The sequence below is a fragment of the Limnohabitans curvus genome (assembly GCF_003063475.1).
Lineage (GTDB): Bacteria > Pseudomonadota > Gammaproteobacteria > Burkholderiales > Burkholderiaceae_C > Limnohabitans > Limnohabitans curvus.
Genome location: NZ_NESP01000001.1, coordinates 957792 through 974468 on the forward strand (window position 1 = coordinate 957792; position 16677 = coordinate 974468).

The following is a 16677-nucleotide window of genomic DNA, read 5'->3' on the forward strand; positions in this document are numbered from 1 at the left end:
TATTTTCTAATCACGGCAATAGCCCATAGAAACGTTTGACAGCGCACAGACAAACGCCACCCGAAGGTGGCGTTTTGATAAGCGTTGTTATAAAAACTTAGGCTGGTTTTGCAGCGTCCAAATTGCGCAAGCGAATATGCAATTCGCGCAATTGCTTTTCGTCCACAGGGCTAGGCGCTTGCGTAAGCAAACACTGCGCGCGCTGTGTCTTGGGGAATGCGATCACGTCGCGGATCGACTCGGCACCGGTCATCAAGGTCACAATGCGGTCCAAACCGAAGGCCAGGCCGCCGTGCGGTGGCGCGCCGTATTGCAGGGCGTCGAGCAAGAAGCCGAACTTGAGCTGGGCTTCTTCGGGTGTGATCTTCAAAGCGTCAAAGACTTTTTGCTGCACGTCGGCGCGGTGGATACGCACCGAGCCGCCACCCATTTCCCAACCGTTCAACACCATGTCGTAGCCCTTGGAGATGCACTTCTCGGGCGCGGTGACCATCCAGTCTTCGTGGCCGTCTTTGGGCGCGGTGAAAGGGTGGTGCACGGCGGTGTAACGCTGGTTCTCGTCGTCGAACTCGAACATGGGGAAGTCGACCACCCACATCGGGGCCCAACGGTCTTCGAACAGGCCGTTTTTCTTGCCGAATTCGCTGTGACCGATCTTGATGCGCAGAGCGCCGATGGCGTCGTTCACCACCTTGGCCTTGTCGGCACCGAAGAAGATCAGGTCGCCGTTTTGTGCGCCTGAACGCTCCAACACGGCATTGAGTGCCGCGTCGTGGATGTTCTTGACGATGGGCGACTGCAAACCGTCACGGCCTTTGGACAGATCGTTCACGCGGATGTAGGCCAAGCCCTTGGCACCGTAGATCTTGACGAACTCGGTGTACGCATCGATCTCGCCACGGCTGATGCCGCCGCCTTCGACCGAGCCATTGGGCACGCGCAAGGCCACCACGCGGCCGCCTTTCATGTTGGCAGCACCTGAGAACACCTTGAAGTCCACATCGCCCATGACGTCGGTCACTTCGGTGAACTGCAATTTCACGCGCAGGTCGGGCTTGTCAGAGCCGTAGATGTGCATGGCGTCTTGGTACGTCATGACGGGGAACTCGCCGAGGTCCACGCCGATGGTGTTGGTGAACACGCGTTTGATCATGCCTTGGAACATGTCGCGGATTTCTTCCTCGCTCAAGAACGAGGTTTCAATATCAATCTGGGTGAATTCAGGTTGACGGTCCGCACGCAAGTCTTCGTCACGGAAGCACTTGGTGATTTGGTAGTAACGGTCGTAGCCCGCCACCATCAACAACTGCTTGAACAACTGAGGTGACTGAGGCAAGGCAAAGAAGTGACCGTCATGCACGCGGCTGGGCACGAGGTAATCGCGCGCGCCTTCGGGCGTGCTCTTGGTGAGCATCGGTGTTTCGATGTCCACAAAGCCGTTTTCGTCCAAGTACTTGCGCACTTCCATTGACACTTTGTAGCGAAGCATCAGGTTGTTTTGCATGTACGGGCGACGCAGGTCGAGCACGCGGTGTGTGAGACGCGTGGTCTCAGACAAGTTGTCGTCATCAATTTGGAACGGCGGCGTGACCGACTCGTTCAGCACGATCAGCTCATGGCACAACACTTCAATCTTGCCGCTCTTCAAACCTTCGTTGGTCGTGCCATCCGGACGAGCGCGCACCAAGCCTTTGACTTGGATACAAAACTCATTGCGCACGTTCTCGGCCACGTTGAACATCTCAGGACGGTCAGGGTCGCACACCACTTGCACATAACCTTCGCGGTCACGCAAGTCAATGAAGATCACGCCACCGTGGTCACGGCGACGGTTGACCCAGCCGCACAGGCTCACGGTTTGGCCATTGAGGGCTTCGGTCACCAGACCGCAATAGTGGGAGCGCATTGCCATTTTTATTTTCTCTTTTCGTTAATTGCTGGGGCGCTAGGAGACACAGCGCCCATGGAGATGACATACGTCAGCGCTTCGTCGACGCTCAAATCGAGCTCAATGACATCGCTGCGTGGCACCAGCAAGAAAAATCCGCTGGTGGGGTTGGGGGTGGTGGGGACGTACACGCTCAGGTGTTCGCCCGTCAATTTGCTGGCCACTTCGCCCACGGGCGTGCCCGTTTGGAACGCGATGGTCCACATGCCTGCATGGGGGTATTGCACCAACAAGGCTTGACGAAACGCATTGCCGTTGCTGGAGAACAAGGTGTCTGACACCTTCTTCACGCTGGCGTAAATCGACTTGACGATGGGGATGTTGGTGAACAACTTGTCCCACTGACGTACCAGCCATTTGCCCAACACGTTAGAGGCCAAGGCGCCCGTCACCAGCAGCACCAGCAACACCAAAATGACGCCCAAGCCGGTCATGTTGCGCATGGAGGTGACCGTGTCTTGCGACACCAAAGGACGGAACTTGGAGAGGGTGTCGATGAAGATGCCGTCCATCACACCCACGAGCCAAGTCAACACCCAGACCGTGATGGCCAAAGGTGTCCAGACCAACAGGCCTGCGAGCAGGTATTTTTTAATGGGCATGAAGTGCTCGGGTTGGGAGGGAAGTTTTTAAACGCAAATCAGTGGCAAGCGCATGACGCGCCACAACCACCGGCAGCCGCTGGGGTACTGGCCGAAGACTCGCTGGTGCTGGAAGCCGCAGGTGCCGCAGCGCTATCGCTGCTAGGCGCTGACGCATCGGCAGGCACGGCTGCTGGCGCCGAAGTGCCGCCAGAACCGCCTTTGAAGTCAGTGGCATACCAACCCGAACCTTTGAGCTGAAAGCCCGCAGCGGTGAGTTGTTTGAAAAACGTAGGTTTGCCGCACTCAGGACAATCTGTCAGTGGGGCATCTGAAATTTTTTGCAGGACGTCCTTGGCATGGCCGCAGGACCCGCATTTGTAGGCATAAATGGGCATGGCGAGACGGGTTCGGTAAAACCCTGAATTATAGGCGCCCAGCCCCTATTTCAAGGGGCGATGGCGCACCCTAGGTTTAGGCCGCGCCCACCAGTTTGTGATGGCTGCCGTGGGCATTGCGGATGGCTTGTGGCCCCAAAGAGCCCACCAACATGCCCGTCAAACTGGCCAACACACCTGCCAATTGGGCAGGAAACTCGTCACCTGCTGGCGTGGCCAAGAACAAGCCCCAAGTGAGCAAGCCCAACACCAAGGCAAAGATGGCGCCTTGCGTGGTGGCACGTTTCCAGTACAGGCCAAAGGTGAGCGGCACAAACGCACCCACCAGCGGCACCTGATAAGCACCCGACACCATTTCGTAAATCGACGTGCCCTGCATGCGAATGGCATAGCCCAGCACCAACATGCTGAACACCAACACCGTCACGCGCATGGCTTTGAGTTCTTGTTGGTCGCTTTGATGGGGGTGAAATTGACGCCAAATGTTTTCGGTGAACGTCACGCTAGGCGCCAGCAACGTCGCAGAAGCACACGATTTGATAGCCGACAGCAAAGCCCCGAAGAACAAAACCTGCATGACAAACGGCATCTGCGTCATCACCAAAGTGGGCAGCACTTTTTGTGGGTCATCGGCCATCAAGGCAGCCGCTTGCTCCGGCATGATGATCATGGCGCTGACCACCAAGAACATGGGCACAAACGCAAACAAGATGTAGCAAATGCCGCCAATCACGGGGCCATGCGTGGCGGCCTTGATGCTGTTGGCCGACATGACCCGCTGAAACACGTCTTGCTGCGGAATCGAGCCCAGCATGATGGTGATGGCCGAGGCAAAAAAGAACAGCACGTCTTTGGTGTTGGGTTCGGGCCAAAACTTGAACATGTCTTGGCTGATCGCCAGCGCAATCACCTTGTCCGCACCACCGGCCTGCCCTGCGGCAAACACAGCCAAGATCGAGAGGCCCACCACCAAGATGATCATTTGAATGAAGTCGGTGATGGCCACCGACCACATGCCGCCAAACAAGGTGTAAGCCAAAATCGACACCACACCAATCACCATACCCAGCTCTAGGCTGACCACACCGTCTGACAAGAGGTTGAACACCAAGCCCAAAGCCGTCACTTGCGCCGACACCCAACCGAGGTAGCTGACCATGATGATGAGCGAGCACACCACTTCCACCGTGCGGCCATAGCGCTCACGGAAGTAGTCGCTGATCGTGAGCAGCGTCATGCGGTAGAGCTTGCCTGCGAAGAACAGGCCCACAAAAATCAAACAAAAGCCCGCACCAAATGGGTCTTCCACCACGCCGTGCAAACCGCCATTCACAAACTTGGCGGGAATGCCCAGCACCGTCTCAGAACCAAACCACGTCGCAAACGTGGTGGTGACGATCATGGCCATGGGCAGGTGACGGCCTGCAATGGCGAAGTCAGCCGAGTTTTGAACGCGCTTGGCCGCCATCAAACCAATGGCGATGGTGACCAGTAAATAGACGATGACGAGTGTGAGCAGCACGGGTCAACTCCGAAAAATATTTAATAAAAATGGTGCAAGCGCACAAATACTTGCATGGCAAGCATGCCGAGTACGAAGCCACCGCCCACCCAAGCCATGCCTTGCAGCAAGCGGTTGGTGCGGCGCTGCTCTTGAATAAGTAGCTGCAACTGGGCGTTGTCGTTATTTTGGCGATGCTTCAAAAAGTCATGCACCAGACGCGGCAATTCAGGCAAAAGCTTGGCGTAACGCGGCGCTTCGGCGATCAATTGTTTCCACAGCTTTTTAGGCCCGACTTGGTCGAGCATCCACGTTTCCAAGAACGGTTTGGCGGTGCTCCACAAATCCAAATTGGGGTCGAGCTGGCGGCCCAAGCCTTCGATGTTGAGCAAGGTTTTTTGCAGCAACACGAGTTGCGGCTGAATCTCAACGTTGAAGCGACGCGAGGTTTGGAACAAACGCATCAACACCAAACCTAAAGAAATTTCTTTCAACGGGCGGTCAAAGTACGGCTCGCACACCGCGCGAATGGCAGACTCCAACTCATCCACACGCGTGTCAGTGGGCACCCAGCCCGACTCGATGTGTAACTCGGCCACACGCTTGTAGTCGCGGCGAAAGAAGGCCGTGAAGTTTTGCGCCAAATACTCTTTGTCGGTCTCCGTGAGCGTGCCCACGATACCGAAGTCCAGCGAGATGTAGCGACCAAACGTGGCGGGCTCCAAGCTGACTTGGATGTTCCCGGGATGCATGTCGGCATGGAAAAAACCATCTCGAAACACCTGGGTGAAGAAGATGGTCACGCCATCGCGCGCCAGCTTGGGAATGTCCACCCCCGCTGCTCGCAAACGGTCCACCTGACTGATGGGTAAACCCTTCATGCGCTCCATCACGATCACGTCGTCGCGGCAGAAATCCCAAATCATTTCGGGAATCAACACCAGGTTGAGGCCTTCCATGTTGCGGCGCAGTTGCGCGGCATTGGAGGCTTCGCGCATGAAGTCGAGCTCGTCGTGCAAGTATTTATCAAACTCAGCCACCACTTCACGGGGCTTCAAGCGTTTGCCGTCGGCGCTGAGGCGGTCGACCCAACCGGCCATCATGCGCATGAGGCTCAGGTCTTTGTCGATCACCGTCAACATACCGGGGCGCAGCACTTTAACGGCCACTTCGCGCGTTTGACCGTCGCGATCTTTGATGACTGCGAAGTGCACCTGCGCGATGGACGCGCTGGCCACGGGTTTGTGCGTGAATTCGACAAAGATTTCGTTCAGCGGGCGACCAAACGCGCGCTCGATGGTGTCCACAGCAACGTTTGACGAAAACGGTGGCACGCGGTCTTGCAAAAAGGCCAGCTCGTCGGCAATGTCGGGCGGCAGCAAATCGCGGCGCGTCGACAACACTTGGCCAAACTTCACAAAGATAGGACCGAGGTGCTCCAAGGCCTCACGCAAACGCTGGCCGCGCGGGGCCGACAAATCGCGCCCCACCGACACAATGCGCGCCAGCAAACGCAGGCCTGGCTTTTGGAAACTGGTGAGCACCAGCTCGTCCAAGCCATAACGCAAAACGATGAGGACGATGTAAATACCGCGCAGCAAACGGGTCATCATGGCGCGGCCTTCGCGGTTTGTTGTTGCACAAAGCTGCGCAGCGCATCGACGATGCGCTTGGCGGTTTGCACCAAAGTGTGCGCAGGTGCATCACCTATGAGGCGAGCCACGTCTTCTTCGGGATCCCAACGCACGTGGTCGATCAGCCAATTGACTTCGGCGGCCAACTGCACATCGCCTTCGATGCGAATGGCAGGCTTCTCGCCTTGCAACACAGTTTTAGCCAATTCAAACGGGGAAGGTTCGTTCACACGCAACACAAGGTCGGCAGCTTTGCCGCCCGCATCGGGCGTGATGAATTCAACCAAACCCGCAGGCGTGAACGCACATTGAAACACTTGGTCGCGCCAGCACACTTGCACTTGGCGGCCACGCTGGCGTTGCAAGCGGTCGCGCGCCGCAGGCTCTTGCATGAGCACATGGTTCAACAAGAGCACCACGCGCTGCTGCACTTCAGCCACGGCCCATGCAGGCGGCGTGAACGACTGTGGAAAATCTGCGGGAAGTTGTGCGCGCAGCGTGTCTGCTGCATCGGCCAACCAAGAAAAAGGGGACTGTGTTGCCATAGTCCCCGATTATTCCTTGTTTGGATGCCTTTCTGAGGGCATCCTGATGTTTGACAGGCTTATTGCAGAGCTTGCACGCCTGCCACCAACCAGCCCAAGCTGCCGTCTTTGGGCTTGGTCATGTTCCACACTTCGCGGAACGGTGTGGGACCAGAAGATGGCTCTTCACGGATCAGGCCCGAGAACTCCACGCTGGCCATGTAGTTGTTGCCCACGTCTTCAATGCCCAACAGGTGCGCATCGAGCATGACCACATCGGTGTGGTTGACTTGGCCATTGGCTGTGGCTTCACGCTCAGCCAATTGGGCCTTGATTTCGTCCAGCATGCTGTCGGTCATCATCACGCGCAAGGCGGCGATGTCGGAGCGGTCCCACGCTTGCTGCAAGGTCATGAAGTTTTGCTTGGCAGCACTGACAAAACCAGCGGTGTCAAAGTCGGCGGGGATGCCCCAGGTTTGGTTGCCACCCAAAGCAGAACCGATCATCGAGCCACCGCCCACAGGGGCGAAGTCGGTGTGGGTGTCCACAGGACGGGCTGACGAGTCGTTGCCCACATTTTTGGGGTTGTACTGAGGCAAGGTGGCGGGGTTGGCGGGAGCGCCAGCACCTTCAAAGGCGTACGGACTGTTGTTGGCTGCTGCTGGTTGCTGGCGGCGGCGCATGATGGCACCAATCACCATCATCACAACCAAGGCCAACACGCCAAACATCAAGAACTGGCCAAACTCAGCACCAAAACCCATCGAGTGAGCCAACCAAGCGAGGCCCAAACCAGCCGCCAAACCGCCGAGCATGCCGCCCATGCCACCAAAACGGCTAGGCGCAGCAGCGGGGGCTGCGGCAGGGGCCGCAGGTGCTGCGCTGGGGGTCGCTGCAGGCGCAGGCTTGGCAGCTTCACGCTGCGTCACGTTGCTGGACTGCTGGCCAGTAGATTTGCCGCCGCCTAAGCGCTTGGCGGCCTCGGCGTGCATGGTGGCAAATGCCATCGCCACCACAAAAATAGCTGTGAAAAGTTTTTTCATTTCGTCGTCTCCTGTTGTCTCAATGTATCAGCACTTGATTCCAACATGAAGCGCAACGACACCGGCGCTCATATTGTGAAAGTCCACATGGCCAAAGCCATTTTGTTTCATGAGGACTTTCAGCGCCTCTTGGCCAGGGTGCATGCGAATGGACTCCGCCAAGTATTGGTAGCTGGATGCATCGCCCGCAATCATCTGGCCCAGCTTTGGCAAGATGTTGAAGGAGTACCAGTCGTAGGCCTTTTCCAGCGGCTTGGCCACTTTGGAAAACTCCAACACCAGCAGCTTGCCGTTGGGCTTGAGCACGCGGCACATCTCTTTGAGGGCCACGTCTTTGTGTGTCATGTTGCGCAGGCCAAAGGCCACGCTGACCACATCGAAGTGGTTGTCGGGGAACGGCAGTTTCTCAGCGTCACACACCAAAGTGGGCAACACAAAACCATGGTCCAACAAACGGTCACGCCCGGTGCGCAACATGGCTTCGTTGATGTCGGTGTGGACCACGCGACCCGTTTTGCCAACCTTCTTGGCAAAGGCCATCGACAAGTCACCTGTGCCGCCTGCGATGTCGAGCACTTGCGAGCCCTCGCGCAAGTCAGCCACCATGACCGTGTAGCGTTTCCATACGCGGTGCAGGCCAGCGGACATGAGGTCGTTCATCACGTCGTATTTGGACGCGACCGAGTCAAACACGCCACGCACGTGCTTGGCTTTTTCTTTCTCGTCGACGGTTTTGAAGCCGAAATGGGTACTGCTCATAATTTTGTTAATTTTATCAATGTGCGTGACTGCTACAGCCTGCGCCTGCTTTTTCGGGCATGGGGGCATCGCGCTCAGTGCCGGCTGCCTGCAAGCGACGCTCGTAGTCAGCCCACAGCTGGTCTTGTTCAGAGCCTAAGAAATACAAGTATTCCCAAGTGAACAAGCCGCTGTCGTGGCCGTCGCTGAAGGTGGGTTTGATGGCGTAGTTGCCCACGGGCTCTAGGCCTTCGAGGTCCACCAAACGCTTACCAGTTTGCAACACCTCTTGGCCGGGGCCGTGGCCCTGCACTTCGGCAGACGGGCTGTAGACGCGCATCAGCTCAAACGGAATGCGAAAACTCGCGCCGTCGGCAAAGCTGACTTCCAACACACGCGAGGCGCCATGCACCGTGATGTCTTGTGGCGCGGGGGTGTTTTTTTGCAAGCCAGCCATGAGTCTTCCTAGTTAAACGAGCACGCGCTCAATGCCACCGGCATTGGCGTTGGCCACGTATTCGGGCATCCACTGCTCGCCCAAGATCTTGCGTGCCATCTCGACCACGATGTAGTCGGCTTCGAGCAAGCCGTTTTGCAAGTCGTCGCCGTAACGCGTGAGGCCTTGCAAGCAGCTGGGGCAGCTGGTGAGGATCTTCATGTCGCCTTTGGCTTCACCCGTCATGGCGCGCAAAGCGGCTTCGTCTTTTTGCAACTCGGCTTCTTTGCGGAAGCGCACTTGCGTGGCAATGTCAGGACGCGTCACACCCAAAGTGCCAGACTCGCCACAGCAGCGGTCGCTTTTGACCACTTGGTCGCCCACCAAAGCTTTGACCGTTTTCATCGGGTCTTGTTGCTTCATGGGGCTGTGGCATGGGTCGTGGAACAAATAGCCGGCTTGCTGTTCAGCACTGAGCTTGATGTCCTTTTCGAGCAAGAACTCGTGGATGTCGACGATGCGGCAGCCGGGGAAGATTTTGTCGAACTGGTAACCCTGCAACTGGTCAAAGCAGGTGCCGCAGCTCACCACCACGGTTTTGATGTCGAGGTAGTTGAGCGTGTTGGCCACGCGGTGGAACAACACGCGGTTGTCCGTGATGATCTTGTCAGCCTTGTCAAACTGACCCGAACCCTTTTGCGGATAGCCGCAGCACAGGTAGCCGGGGGGCAACACGGTTTGCACGCCCGCATGCCACAACATGGCTTGCGTAGCGAGTCCCACTTGGCTGAACAAGCGCTCAGAGCCGCAACCGGGGAAATAGAACACCGCTTCTGTTTCAGACGTGGTGGTCTTCGGGTCACGGATGATCGGCACGTAGTCTTTGTCTTCGATGTCCAGCAGAGCACGCGCGGTTTTCTTGGGCAAGTTGCCGGGCATCTTTTTGTTGATGAAGTGAATCACCTGCTCTTTGATGGGCGCGGCACCCACCGACGCAGGCGGCGCCTTGGTTTGTTTGCGTGCCACGACCTTGAGCACATCGTGCGCAAAGCGTTGCAGTTTCATCCCAACGCCCACCATGGCGCCACGTGCCAGCTTGATGGTTTCAGGGTTGGTGGCATTGAGCATGAACATCGCGGCTGCATTGCCGGGACGGAAGCTCTTTTTGCCCATCTTGCGCAACAGGTTACGCATGTTCATGGACACATCGCCAAAGTCAATCTTCACCGGGCAAGGCGACAAACACTTGTGGCAGACCGTGCAGTGGTCGGCCACATCTTCAAACTCTTCCCAATGCTTGATGGACACACCACGGCGCGTTTGCTCTTCGTACAAGAAGGCTTCGACCAGCAGCGAGGTGGCCAAAATTTTGTTACGTGGGCTGTACAGCAAATTGGCGCGTGGCACGTGGGTCGAGCACACGGGTTTGCATTTACCGCAACGCAAGCAGTCTTTCACGCTGGCCGCAATTTCGCCAATGTCGGACTGCTGCATGATCAGCGACTCGTGGCCCATCAAACCAAAGCTCGGCGTGTAGGCTTGGCTCAAATCGGCGTGGCGCAAGGATGTATCCACATCTTGGTTGCGCAGCAATTTACCTTTGTTGAAACGGCCTTCTGGGTCCACCTTGGCTTTGTAGTCCGCGAAAGGCTTGAGCTCGTCGTCGGTCAAAAACTCGAGCTTGGTGATACCAATGCCGTGCTCGCCCGAAATCACACCATTGAGCGAACGCGCCAGCACCATGATGCGTGCCACCGCTTCGTGGGCGGTTTGCAGCATGGCGTAGTTGTCGCTGTTGACGGGGATGTTGGTGTGCACGTTGCCGTCACCGGCGTGCATGTGCAGAGCCACCCACACGCGGCCTTTGAGCACGCGTTGGTGAATGGCGTTGCACTCGTCCAAGATGGGCGCGAGTTGCGCGCCCGTGAAAGTGTTTTGCAACACCGCACGGATTTGTGTTTTCCAGCTGGCACGCAAAGTGTGATCTTGCAACTGTGAGAACAGCGCATCGCACTCGTTGAGCCACTGCTGCCACAGGCCACGCACTTCACCAATCAGCGAGCGGGCTTGTTGCACACGGTCTTCCAACAACTCAGGCGTAGGAATGTCAGCCGCATCGTCCGACTTACCCAAAGGCAAATTGCCTTTGGCAAAGAAGTCTTCCAACGCATCGCAGAGTTCGAGTTTGTTGCGCAAGCTCAGCTCGATGTTGATGCGCTCAATCCCGTCGGTGTACTCGGCCATGCGTGGCAAAGGAATCACCACGTCTTCGTTGACCTTGAACGCATTGGTGTGGCGGCTGATGGCTGCGGTGCGTTTACGGTCTAGCCAGAATTTTTTACGCGCTTCGGGGCTCACAGCCACAAAGCACTCACCGCTGCGGGTGTTGGCCATGCGTGAAACTTCAGAGGTGACACGTGCCACTTCGTCAGCGTCATCGCCAGCGATGTCGCCAATCAACAGCATCTTGGGCAAGCCGCCGCGTTTGCTCTTGGTGGCGTAGCCCACAGCACGCAGGTAGCGGTCATCCAAATGCTCTAAGCCGGCCAGCAACACGCCGCTGCGCTTTTGCTCGGCAAACATGTAGTCTTTGATTTCCACGATGCTGGGCACCGCGTCTTTGGCGTTGCCGAAAAACTCCATACACACGGTGCGTGTGTGCACAGGCATGCGGTGCAAGATCCAACGCGCGCTGGTGATCAAACCATCGCAGCCTTCTTTTTGCACGCCGGGCAAGCCGCTGAGGAACTTGTCGGTCACGTCCTTGCCCAGACCTTCTTTGCGGAAGGACTTGCCGGGGATGTCGAGGCGCTCTTGGCGGATGAAGGTTTTGCCGTCGGCTTGGTAGTACTTCAGCTCGAAGCTGGCCATCTCAGCATCGTGAATCTTGCCGAGGTTGTGGTCCACGCGAACCACATCCAGCCACTCTGCGTCGGGGGTGACCATGCGCCAGCTGGCCAAGTTGTCGAGCGCGGTGCCCCACAACACAGCTTTTTTACCGCCCGCATTCATGGCGATGTTGCCGCCAATGCATGAGGCTTCAGCAGACGTGGGATCTACGGCAAATACAAAACCACCGCGCTCAGCCGCATCGGCCACGCGCTGGGTCACCACACCGGCTTCGGTGTAGATGGTGGGCACTTTGTGCGCGATGCCGGGCAAGTCGACCATTTCGACTTCGGTCATGGCTTCGAGCTTTTCGGTGTTGATGACCGCGCTCTTCCACGTGAGCGGAATCGCGCCCCCCGTGTAGCCCGTGCCGCCGCCACGTGGGACGATGGTCAGGCCAAGGTCGATACAGCCTTTGACCAAGCCCGCCATTTCTTCTTCCGTGTCTGGCGTCAGAACAACGAAGGGGTATTCCACACGCCAATCGGTGGCGTCGGTCACGTGGCTCACACGTGAGAGGCCATCGAACTTGATGTTGTCGTGGGCGGTGTGCTTCTTGAGCATGCGCGCTGCTTTTTTGCGCAGGGCGGCAATCGCGTCGAACTGGGTGTTGAACGTTTCAATCGCACGGCTGGCGGCTTGCAGCAGCTGGCCCACCATGGCATCGCGTTCGGTGTCGGTATCGGGCGTGCGACGTTGCTCAACTTCACCGAGGCGGTGATGCAAGGCTTCCACCAGTTGGTGGCGGCGTTTGGGGTTGTCGAGCAAGTCGTCTTGCAAATAGGGGTTGCGTTGCACCACCCAGATGTCGCCCAACACTTCGTACAACATGCGAGCCGAGCGACCCGTGCGGCGCTCTTGGCGCAAACGCAGCAACAACTCCCACGCATCGGCGCCGAGCAAACGCAGCACGATTTCTCGGTCAGAGAACGAGGTGTAGTTGTAGGGAATTTCGCGCAGTCGCGGGCTTTCTTCAGCCGTGGCGAGCAAGTGGTTCAGCGAGGTGGGAGCATTCATGTTGTGGTGTGCGCGCTAAGGCGCATTGAGGGCGCGAATTAAGGGGTCAATTTTACCGCAGGGGGCTTGGGTACTTGGGTTTTGAGGGCTGAGAGCACTTACTGGCTTTGGGGGTGTCGGGTATTGGCTTTTAGGGGTATTGGTCTGGTGACGTTGGATTGAAGTCACTTCTGCACGGTGAGTAAGCCGCATGCGCGTTGGCTCCTCTTCGCTGCGCTCAGAATGTCGCTCACCGCGCACACGGCCTACTCACCGTCTGACGGGGCGTTGCTTCGCTCGTCTCGGGGAGCGCTCGCTTCGCTTTACCTCTTAAGCCTGCATGTTTGAATGCCAAGTTAGGCGTTTATCACCACAACACTTAGCTGCGCCAGCCTTTGCACATCAACCACTGGGCAGTGCCACAAGCGATGACCAAAGCTGAATACGTGGCCATTTTTCCGTCAACGCCCCATAAAACCAAGCCGCCAGCCAAGACGGCCGTGCCTAAAACACCACTCACCACGGTTTGTTTCAGCAGGCTCCAACTGGCCACAGGCAGCCACCAACGGGCGGTGAAGCGGGCCACGAGCACGCAAAACAGGGCCACAACCCATGCCGGCGCAATGAAGTTAAAAGTGTGAATGATTTGTTCTAAAGGGCCCATGTGAGTAAATTTTATAATCTGCGTTATGGCAGTCTGGGCTTTAGGCCTCAATCACACGACAGCCCCGCTTGATTTGCGGGGCCGTTTTACTTTTGCAGTCGAACAAATGGGTCCGACCATCGCGACCCTGCGCCATTCTTTTGCACCCGACAGCGAGGTGGCCATCCTATCCACCTGCAACCGCACCGAAATTTATTGCGCGGGCAGCGAAGCTCAAATGCAGCAAACCTTGGCTTGGTTAGCGCAGTCAGGTGGCGTGTCGGCCGATGACCTGAAAGGCCACACCTACGCCCTGCTCGAAGCCGATGCCGCCCGTCACGCCTTTCGCGTGGCCAGCGGCTTGGACTCGATGGTGTTGGGCGAACCCCAAATCTTGGGCCAGATGAAAGACGCGGTGCGCGCTGCCTCCGAAGCCGGCGCTTTAGGCACCACGCTCAATCAACTTTTCCAACGCTCGTTCGCTGTCGCCAAAGAAGTGCGCAGCTCCACCGAGATTGGCGCGCACTCCATCAGCATGGCCGCTGCCGCCGTGCGTTTGGCCAGTCAATTGTTTGAAGACCTCAGCGAAACCCGCGTGCTGTTTGTGGGCGCGGGCGAAATGATTGAGCTGTGCGCCACGCACTTTGCGGCCAAGAACCCCAAGGCCATTGCCATTGCCAACCGCACGCTGGAACGCGGCGAAAAGCTGGCCACGCAATTCAGCGGCGAAGTCATGCGCTTGGCCGACTTGCCGCAGCGACTGCATGAGTTTGATGTGGTCATCAGCTGCACCGCCAGCACCCTGCCCTTGATTGGCTTGGGTGCGGTCGAACGCGCGCTGAAGCAACGCAAACACCGCCCCATGTTCATGGTCGACTTGGCAGTGCCACGCGACATTGAGCCCGAAGTGAAGTCGCTCGAAGACGTGTACCTCTACACCGTGGACGATTTGTCTGACGTGGTGCAAACCGGCCAAGCCAACCGCCAAGCCGCCGTGGCGCAAGCCGAAGCCATCATCGATGCCGGCGTGCAAAGCTTTGAGCACTGGATGGACCAGCGCAGCAATGTGCCGCTGATTCAGCAACTCAACGCGCAAGCGGAAGACTGGCGCAGCGCTGAGCTGGCCCGCGCGCGCAAGTCACTCGCCAAAGGCGACGATGTCGATGCGGTACTGGAAACCTTGTCACGCGGCCTGACCCAAAAAATGCTGCACGGTGCCATGGCCGAGTTACATGCAGGTGATGCCGACTCGCGCGAACGCGCACGCCACGCGATTGAGCATTTCTTTTTGCGCGGCAACCGTTAGGCGCTGACCCCATGAAAGACTTTCTGCGCGCTCAGCTTGAGCGCCACACCCAACGTTTGCATGAACTCGATTTCTTGCTGTCTCGAGAAGACATCATGAAGGACATGACGCAGTTCTTGGCGCTGTCACGCGAACACACCGACGTGACCGCCACGGCAGGCCGCTACGCGCGCTACCAACAACGCGAAGCGGATTTACAAGCCGCGCAGCAGATGCTGCAAGACGGTGGCGATGACGCCGACATGCGCGCCATGGCTGAAGAAGAAATTACCAGCGCCCAAGCCGAACTGCTGCAACTCGAAGCCGAGCTGCAACGCATGCTGCTGCCCAAAGACCCAGACGACGCACGTCCTGCCTTCATCGAAATTCGCGCTGGCACGGGCGGCGACGAGTCGGCCTTGTTTGCCGCCGATCTGCTGCGCATGTACATGCGCTACGCCGAGCGCAAAGGGTGGCGCACCGAAATCGTGAGCGAATCACAAAGCGAGCTGGGCGGCTACAAAGAAGTCGTGGTTCGCATGGATGGTGGCTCAAGCGGCGACGGCGTGTATGGCTGGCTCAAGTTTGAGTCGGGCGGCCATCGCGTGCAGCGCGTACCGGCCACCGAAACCCAAGGCCGCATCCACACCAGCGCTTGTACGGTCGCGGTGCTGCCCGAGCCGGACGAGGCCGAAGCCATCAAAATCAACCCGTCTGATTTGCGCATCGACACCTACCGCGCCAGCGGTGCGGGTGGTCAGCACATCAACAAGACCGACTCTGCTGTGCGCATCACCCATTTGCCCACAGGCATCGTGGCCGAATGCCAAGACGGCCGCAGCCAGCACAGCAACAAGGCGCAAGCGCTGAAAGTGCTGACCGCTCGCATCCAAGAAAAAGACCGCTCCGAGCGCGCTGCCAAAGACGCCGCCATGCGCAAGGGCCTGATTGGCAGTGGCGACCGAAGCGACCGCATTCGCACCTACAACTTCCCGCAAGGGCGTTGGACTGACCACCGCATCAACCTCACGCTGTACAAACTCAACTTCATCATGGAAGGTGATTTGGGCGAGGCGATGCAAGCTTTGAAGCACGCGCACGAAGCCGAGCAACTGGCAGCGCTGGAAGGCAACACATGAGCGTGATGCAGCCCAGCGGTTTGCCTGTCGTGTCGACCACTGGAGCAAACACATCAGAAGCACAAGCCATGCAGACTGTCGTGCAAGCTGCAGCCTGGGCGCAAACCTTGGGTCTGCCACGCCTAGAGGCGCAAGTGCTGCTGTTGCACGCCTTGGGCCGCGCACCGCACGACCGCGCTTGGTTGTTGGCGCACAGCGATGACGCGCTAGACACGGCTGTGCAAGCCACCTTCGCGACCAACACACAACGCCGCCTGAACACCGAACCCGTGGCCTACATCACCGGCCAAAAAGAGTTTTTTGGTTTGACACTGCACGTGGACCACCGCGTACTCGACCCACGCGCAGACACCGAAACTTTGGTGGAGTGGGCCTTGTCCTGCCTTGCCGACACGCCCTCACCCGAGGTGGTGGACCTTGGCACCGGCAGTGGCGCGATTGCCTTGGCACTCAAACATTCGCGGCCTGATGCCCAAGTGTGTGCAGTAGACGCCAGTGCCGATGCTTTGTCTGTAGCCAGTGCCAATGCCAAACGTTTGGCGCTGCCTGTGGATTTTCACCACGGCTCGTGGCTAGCCCCCTTGAACGGGTGTACCTTCGATGCCATCGTGTCCAACCCGCCCTATGTGGCCAGCGATGATGCACATTTGGCTGCGTTGAAACACGAGCCCTTGTCTGCGCTGGCTTCTGGCGTGGACGGACTGGACGACATCCGCACCATCGTGCGCCAAGCCGCACAACACCTCAAACCCAATGGCTGGCTGCTGCTGGAACACGGCTACGACCAGTCCCATGCCGTGCAAACCTTGCTGGGCAACCAAGGCTTTGTCAACGTGCAAAGCCGTCCTGACCTTGCGGGCATCTTGCGCTGCACAGGCGGACAATGGCCGACAGTGAAATAATTAACTTTTGATTTGGAGAG

General features: G+C 57.9%; 14 protein-coding genes. 3 read left to right on the plus strand and 11 right to left on the minus strand.

What is annotated here, in order from left to right; translation table 11 throughout:
- Positions 1-97: 97 nt before the first annotated feature.
- The 11 genes from aspS to B9Z44_RS04865 all read right to left on the minus strand — a co-directional run bounded on the left by aspS (position 98) and on the right by B9Z44_RS04865 (position 13352).
- The gene (aspS, locus tag B9Z44_RS04815; protein ID WP_108401836.1) at positions 98-1912 is read right to left on the minus strand and encodes an aspartate--tRNA ligase; all 1815 of its coding nucleotides are present in this window, start codon (positions 1910-1912) and stop codon (positions 98-100) included.
- A 2-nt stretch (positions 1913-1914) separates the two neighbouring features.
- Positions 1915-2550: a DUF502 domain-containing protein gene (locus B9Z44_RS04820; protein ID WP_108358272.1), complete on the minus strand. Its 636-nt coding sequence runs from the start codon at positions 2548-2550 to the stop codon at positions 1915-1917.
- 38 nt (positions 2551-2588) lie between these two features.
- On the minus strand, positions 2589-2927 hold the full coding sequence (locus tag B9Z44_RS04825) for an FmdB family zinc ribbon protein (RefSeq protein ID WP_108358273.1): 339 nt from the start codon (positions 2925-2927) through the stop codon (positions 2589-2591).
- A 76-nt stretch (positions 2928-3003) separates the two neighbouring features.
- A complete protein-coding gene (locus B9Z44_RS04830; protein WP_108401837.1) occupies positions 3004-4449 on the minus strand; it encodes a high affinity choline transporter 1 in 1446 nt (481 codons plus the stop codon).
- Between the two features lie 20 nt (positions 4450-4469).
- On the minus strand, positions 4470-6038 hold the full coding sequence (gene ubiB / locus B9Z44_RS04835; RefSeq protein ID WP_108402808.1) for a ubiquinone biosynthesis regulatory protein kinase UbiB: 1569 nt from the start codon (positions 6036-6038) through the stop codon (positions 4470-4472).
- Positions 6038-6607 (minus strand): hypothetical protein, encoded by a 570-nt coding sequence (locus B9Z44_RS04840; protein WP_108358275.1) that lies wholly within the window; start codon positions 6605-6607, stop codon positions 6038-6040. Before B9Z44_RS04840 ends, ubiB begins: the two co-directional genes overlap by 1 nt.
- Before the next feature lie 59 nt (positions 6608-6666).
- Positions 6667-7629: a Tim44 domain-containing protein gene (locus B9Z44_RS04845; protein WP_108358276.1), complete on the minus strand. Its 963-nt coding sequence runs from the start codon at positions 7627-7629 to the stop codon at positions 6667-6669.
- A 27-nt stretch (positions 7630-7656) separates the two neighbouring features.
- Positions 7657-8388 carry a bifunctional demethylmenaquinone methyltransferase/2-methoxy-6-polyprenyl-1,4-benzoquinol methylase UbiE gene (gene ubiE, locus B9Z44_RS04850; RefSeq protein ID WP_108401838.1) on the minus strand — a complete coding sequence of 244 codons (732 nt, stop codon included), beginning with the start codon at positions 8386-8388 and terminating at the stop codon, positions 7657-7659.
- 16 nt (positions 8389-8404) lie between these two features.
- Entirely contained in the window at positions 8405-8824 is a 420-nt protein-coding gene (locus tag B9Z44_RS04855) for a gamma-butyrobetaine hydroxylase family protein (protein WP_108358278.1), read from the minus strand.
- A gap of 12 nt (positions 8825-8836) precedes the next feature.
- Positions 8837-12709: a DUF3683 domain-containing protein gene (locus B9Z44_RS04860; RefSeq protein WP_108358279.1), complete on the minus strand. Its 3873-nt coding sequence runs from the start codon at positions 12707-12709 to the stop codon at positions 8837-8839.
- A gap of 358 nt (positions 12710-13067) precedes the next feature.
- Positions 13068-13352, minus strand: a complete 285-nt coding sequence (locus B9Z44_RS04865; RefSeq protein ID WP_108358280.1) for a hypothetical protein — start codon at positions 13350-13352, stop codon at positions 13068-13070.
- Positions 13353-13377: 25 nt separating this feature from the next.
- Here B9Z44_RS04865 and hemA point away from each other — a divergent pair, with 25 nt between their 5' ends.
- The 3 genes from hemA to prmC all read left to right on the plus strand — a co-directional run bounded on the left by hemA (position 13378) and on the right by prmC (position 16657).
- Positions 13378-14637 carry a glutamyl-tRNA reductase gene (hemA, locus tag B9Z44_RS04870; RefSeq protein ID WP_108358281.1) on the plus strand — a complete coding sequence of 420 codons (1260 nt, stop codon included), beginning with the start codon at positions 13378-13380 and terminating at the stop codon, positions 14635-14637.
- 11 nt (positions 14638-14648) lie between these two features.
- Positions 14649-15755, plus strand: a complete 1107-nt coding sequence (gene prfA / locus B9Z44_RS04875; protein ID WP_108358282.1) for a peptide chain release factor 1 — start codon at positions 14649-14651, stop codon at positions 15753-15755.
- 68 nt (positions 15756-15823) lie between these two features.
- Positions 15824-16657 carry a peptide chain release factor N(5)-glutamine methyltransferase gene (gene prmC, locus B9Z44_RS04880; RefSeq protein ID WP_108358486.1) on the plus strand — a complete coding sequence of 278 codons (834 nt, stop codon included), beginning with the start codon at positions 15824-15826 and terminating at the stop codon, positions 16655-16657.
- Positions 16658-16677: the final 20 nt, after the last annotated feature.

Excerpts from the sequence above, each read along its gene's own strand:
- B9Z44_RS04855 (WP_108358278.1), bottom strand. The coding sequence starts at position 8,824 with ATGGCTGGCTTGCAAAAAAACACCCCCGCGCCACAAGACATCACGGTG.
- aspS (WP_108401836.1), bottom strand. The coding sequence starts at position 1,912 with ATGGCAATGCGCTCCCACTATTGCGGTCTGGTGACCGAAGCCCTCAAT.
- prmC (WP_108358486.1), top strand. The coding sequence starts at position 15,824 with ATGCAGACTGTCGTGCAAGCTGCAGCCTGGGCGCAAACCTTGGGTCTG.
- B9Z44_RS04825 (WP_108358273.1), bottom strand. The coding sequence starts at position 2,927 with ATGCCCATTTATGCCTACAAATGCGGGTCCTGCGGCCATGCCAAGGAC.
- hemA (WP_108358281.1), top strand. The coding sequence starts at position 13,378 with ATGGCAGTCTGGGCTTTAGGCCTCAATCACACGACAGCCCCGCTTGAT.
- ubiE (WP_108401838.1), bottom strand. The coding sequence starts at position 8,388 with ATGAGCAGTACCCATTTCGGCTTCAAAACCGTCGACGAGAAAGAAAAA.
- B9Z44_RS04865 (WP_108358280.1), bottom strand. The coding sequence starts at position 13,352 with ATGGGCCCTTTAGAACAAATCATTCACACTTTTAACTTCATTGCGCCG.
- ubiB (WP_108402808.1), bottom strand. The coding sequence starts at position 6,038 with ATGACCCGTTTGCTGCGCGGTATTTACATCGTCCTCATCGTTTTGCGT.
- B9Z44_RS04820 (WP_108358272.1), bottom strand. The coding sequence starts at position 2,550 with ATGCCCATTAAAAAATACCTGCTCGCAGGCCTGTTGGTCTGGACACCT.
- B9Z44_RS04840 (WP_108358275.1), bottom strand. The coding sequence starts at position 6,607 with ATGGCAACACAGTCCCCTTTTTCTTGGTTGGCCGATGCAGCAGACACG.
- prfA (WP_108358282.1), top strand. The coding sequence starts at position 14,649 with ATGAAAGACTTTCTGCGCGCTCAGCTTGAGCGCCACACCCAACGTTTG.
- B9Z44_RS04845 (WP_108358276.1), bottom strand. The coding sequence starts at position 7,629 with ATGAAAAAACTTTTCACAGCTATTTTTGTGGTGGCGATGGCATTTGCC.
- B9Z44_RS04860 (WP_108358279.1), bottom strand. The coding sequence starts at position 12,709 with ATGAATGCTCCCACCTCGCTGAACCACTTGCTCGCCACGGCTGAAGAA.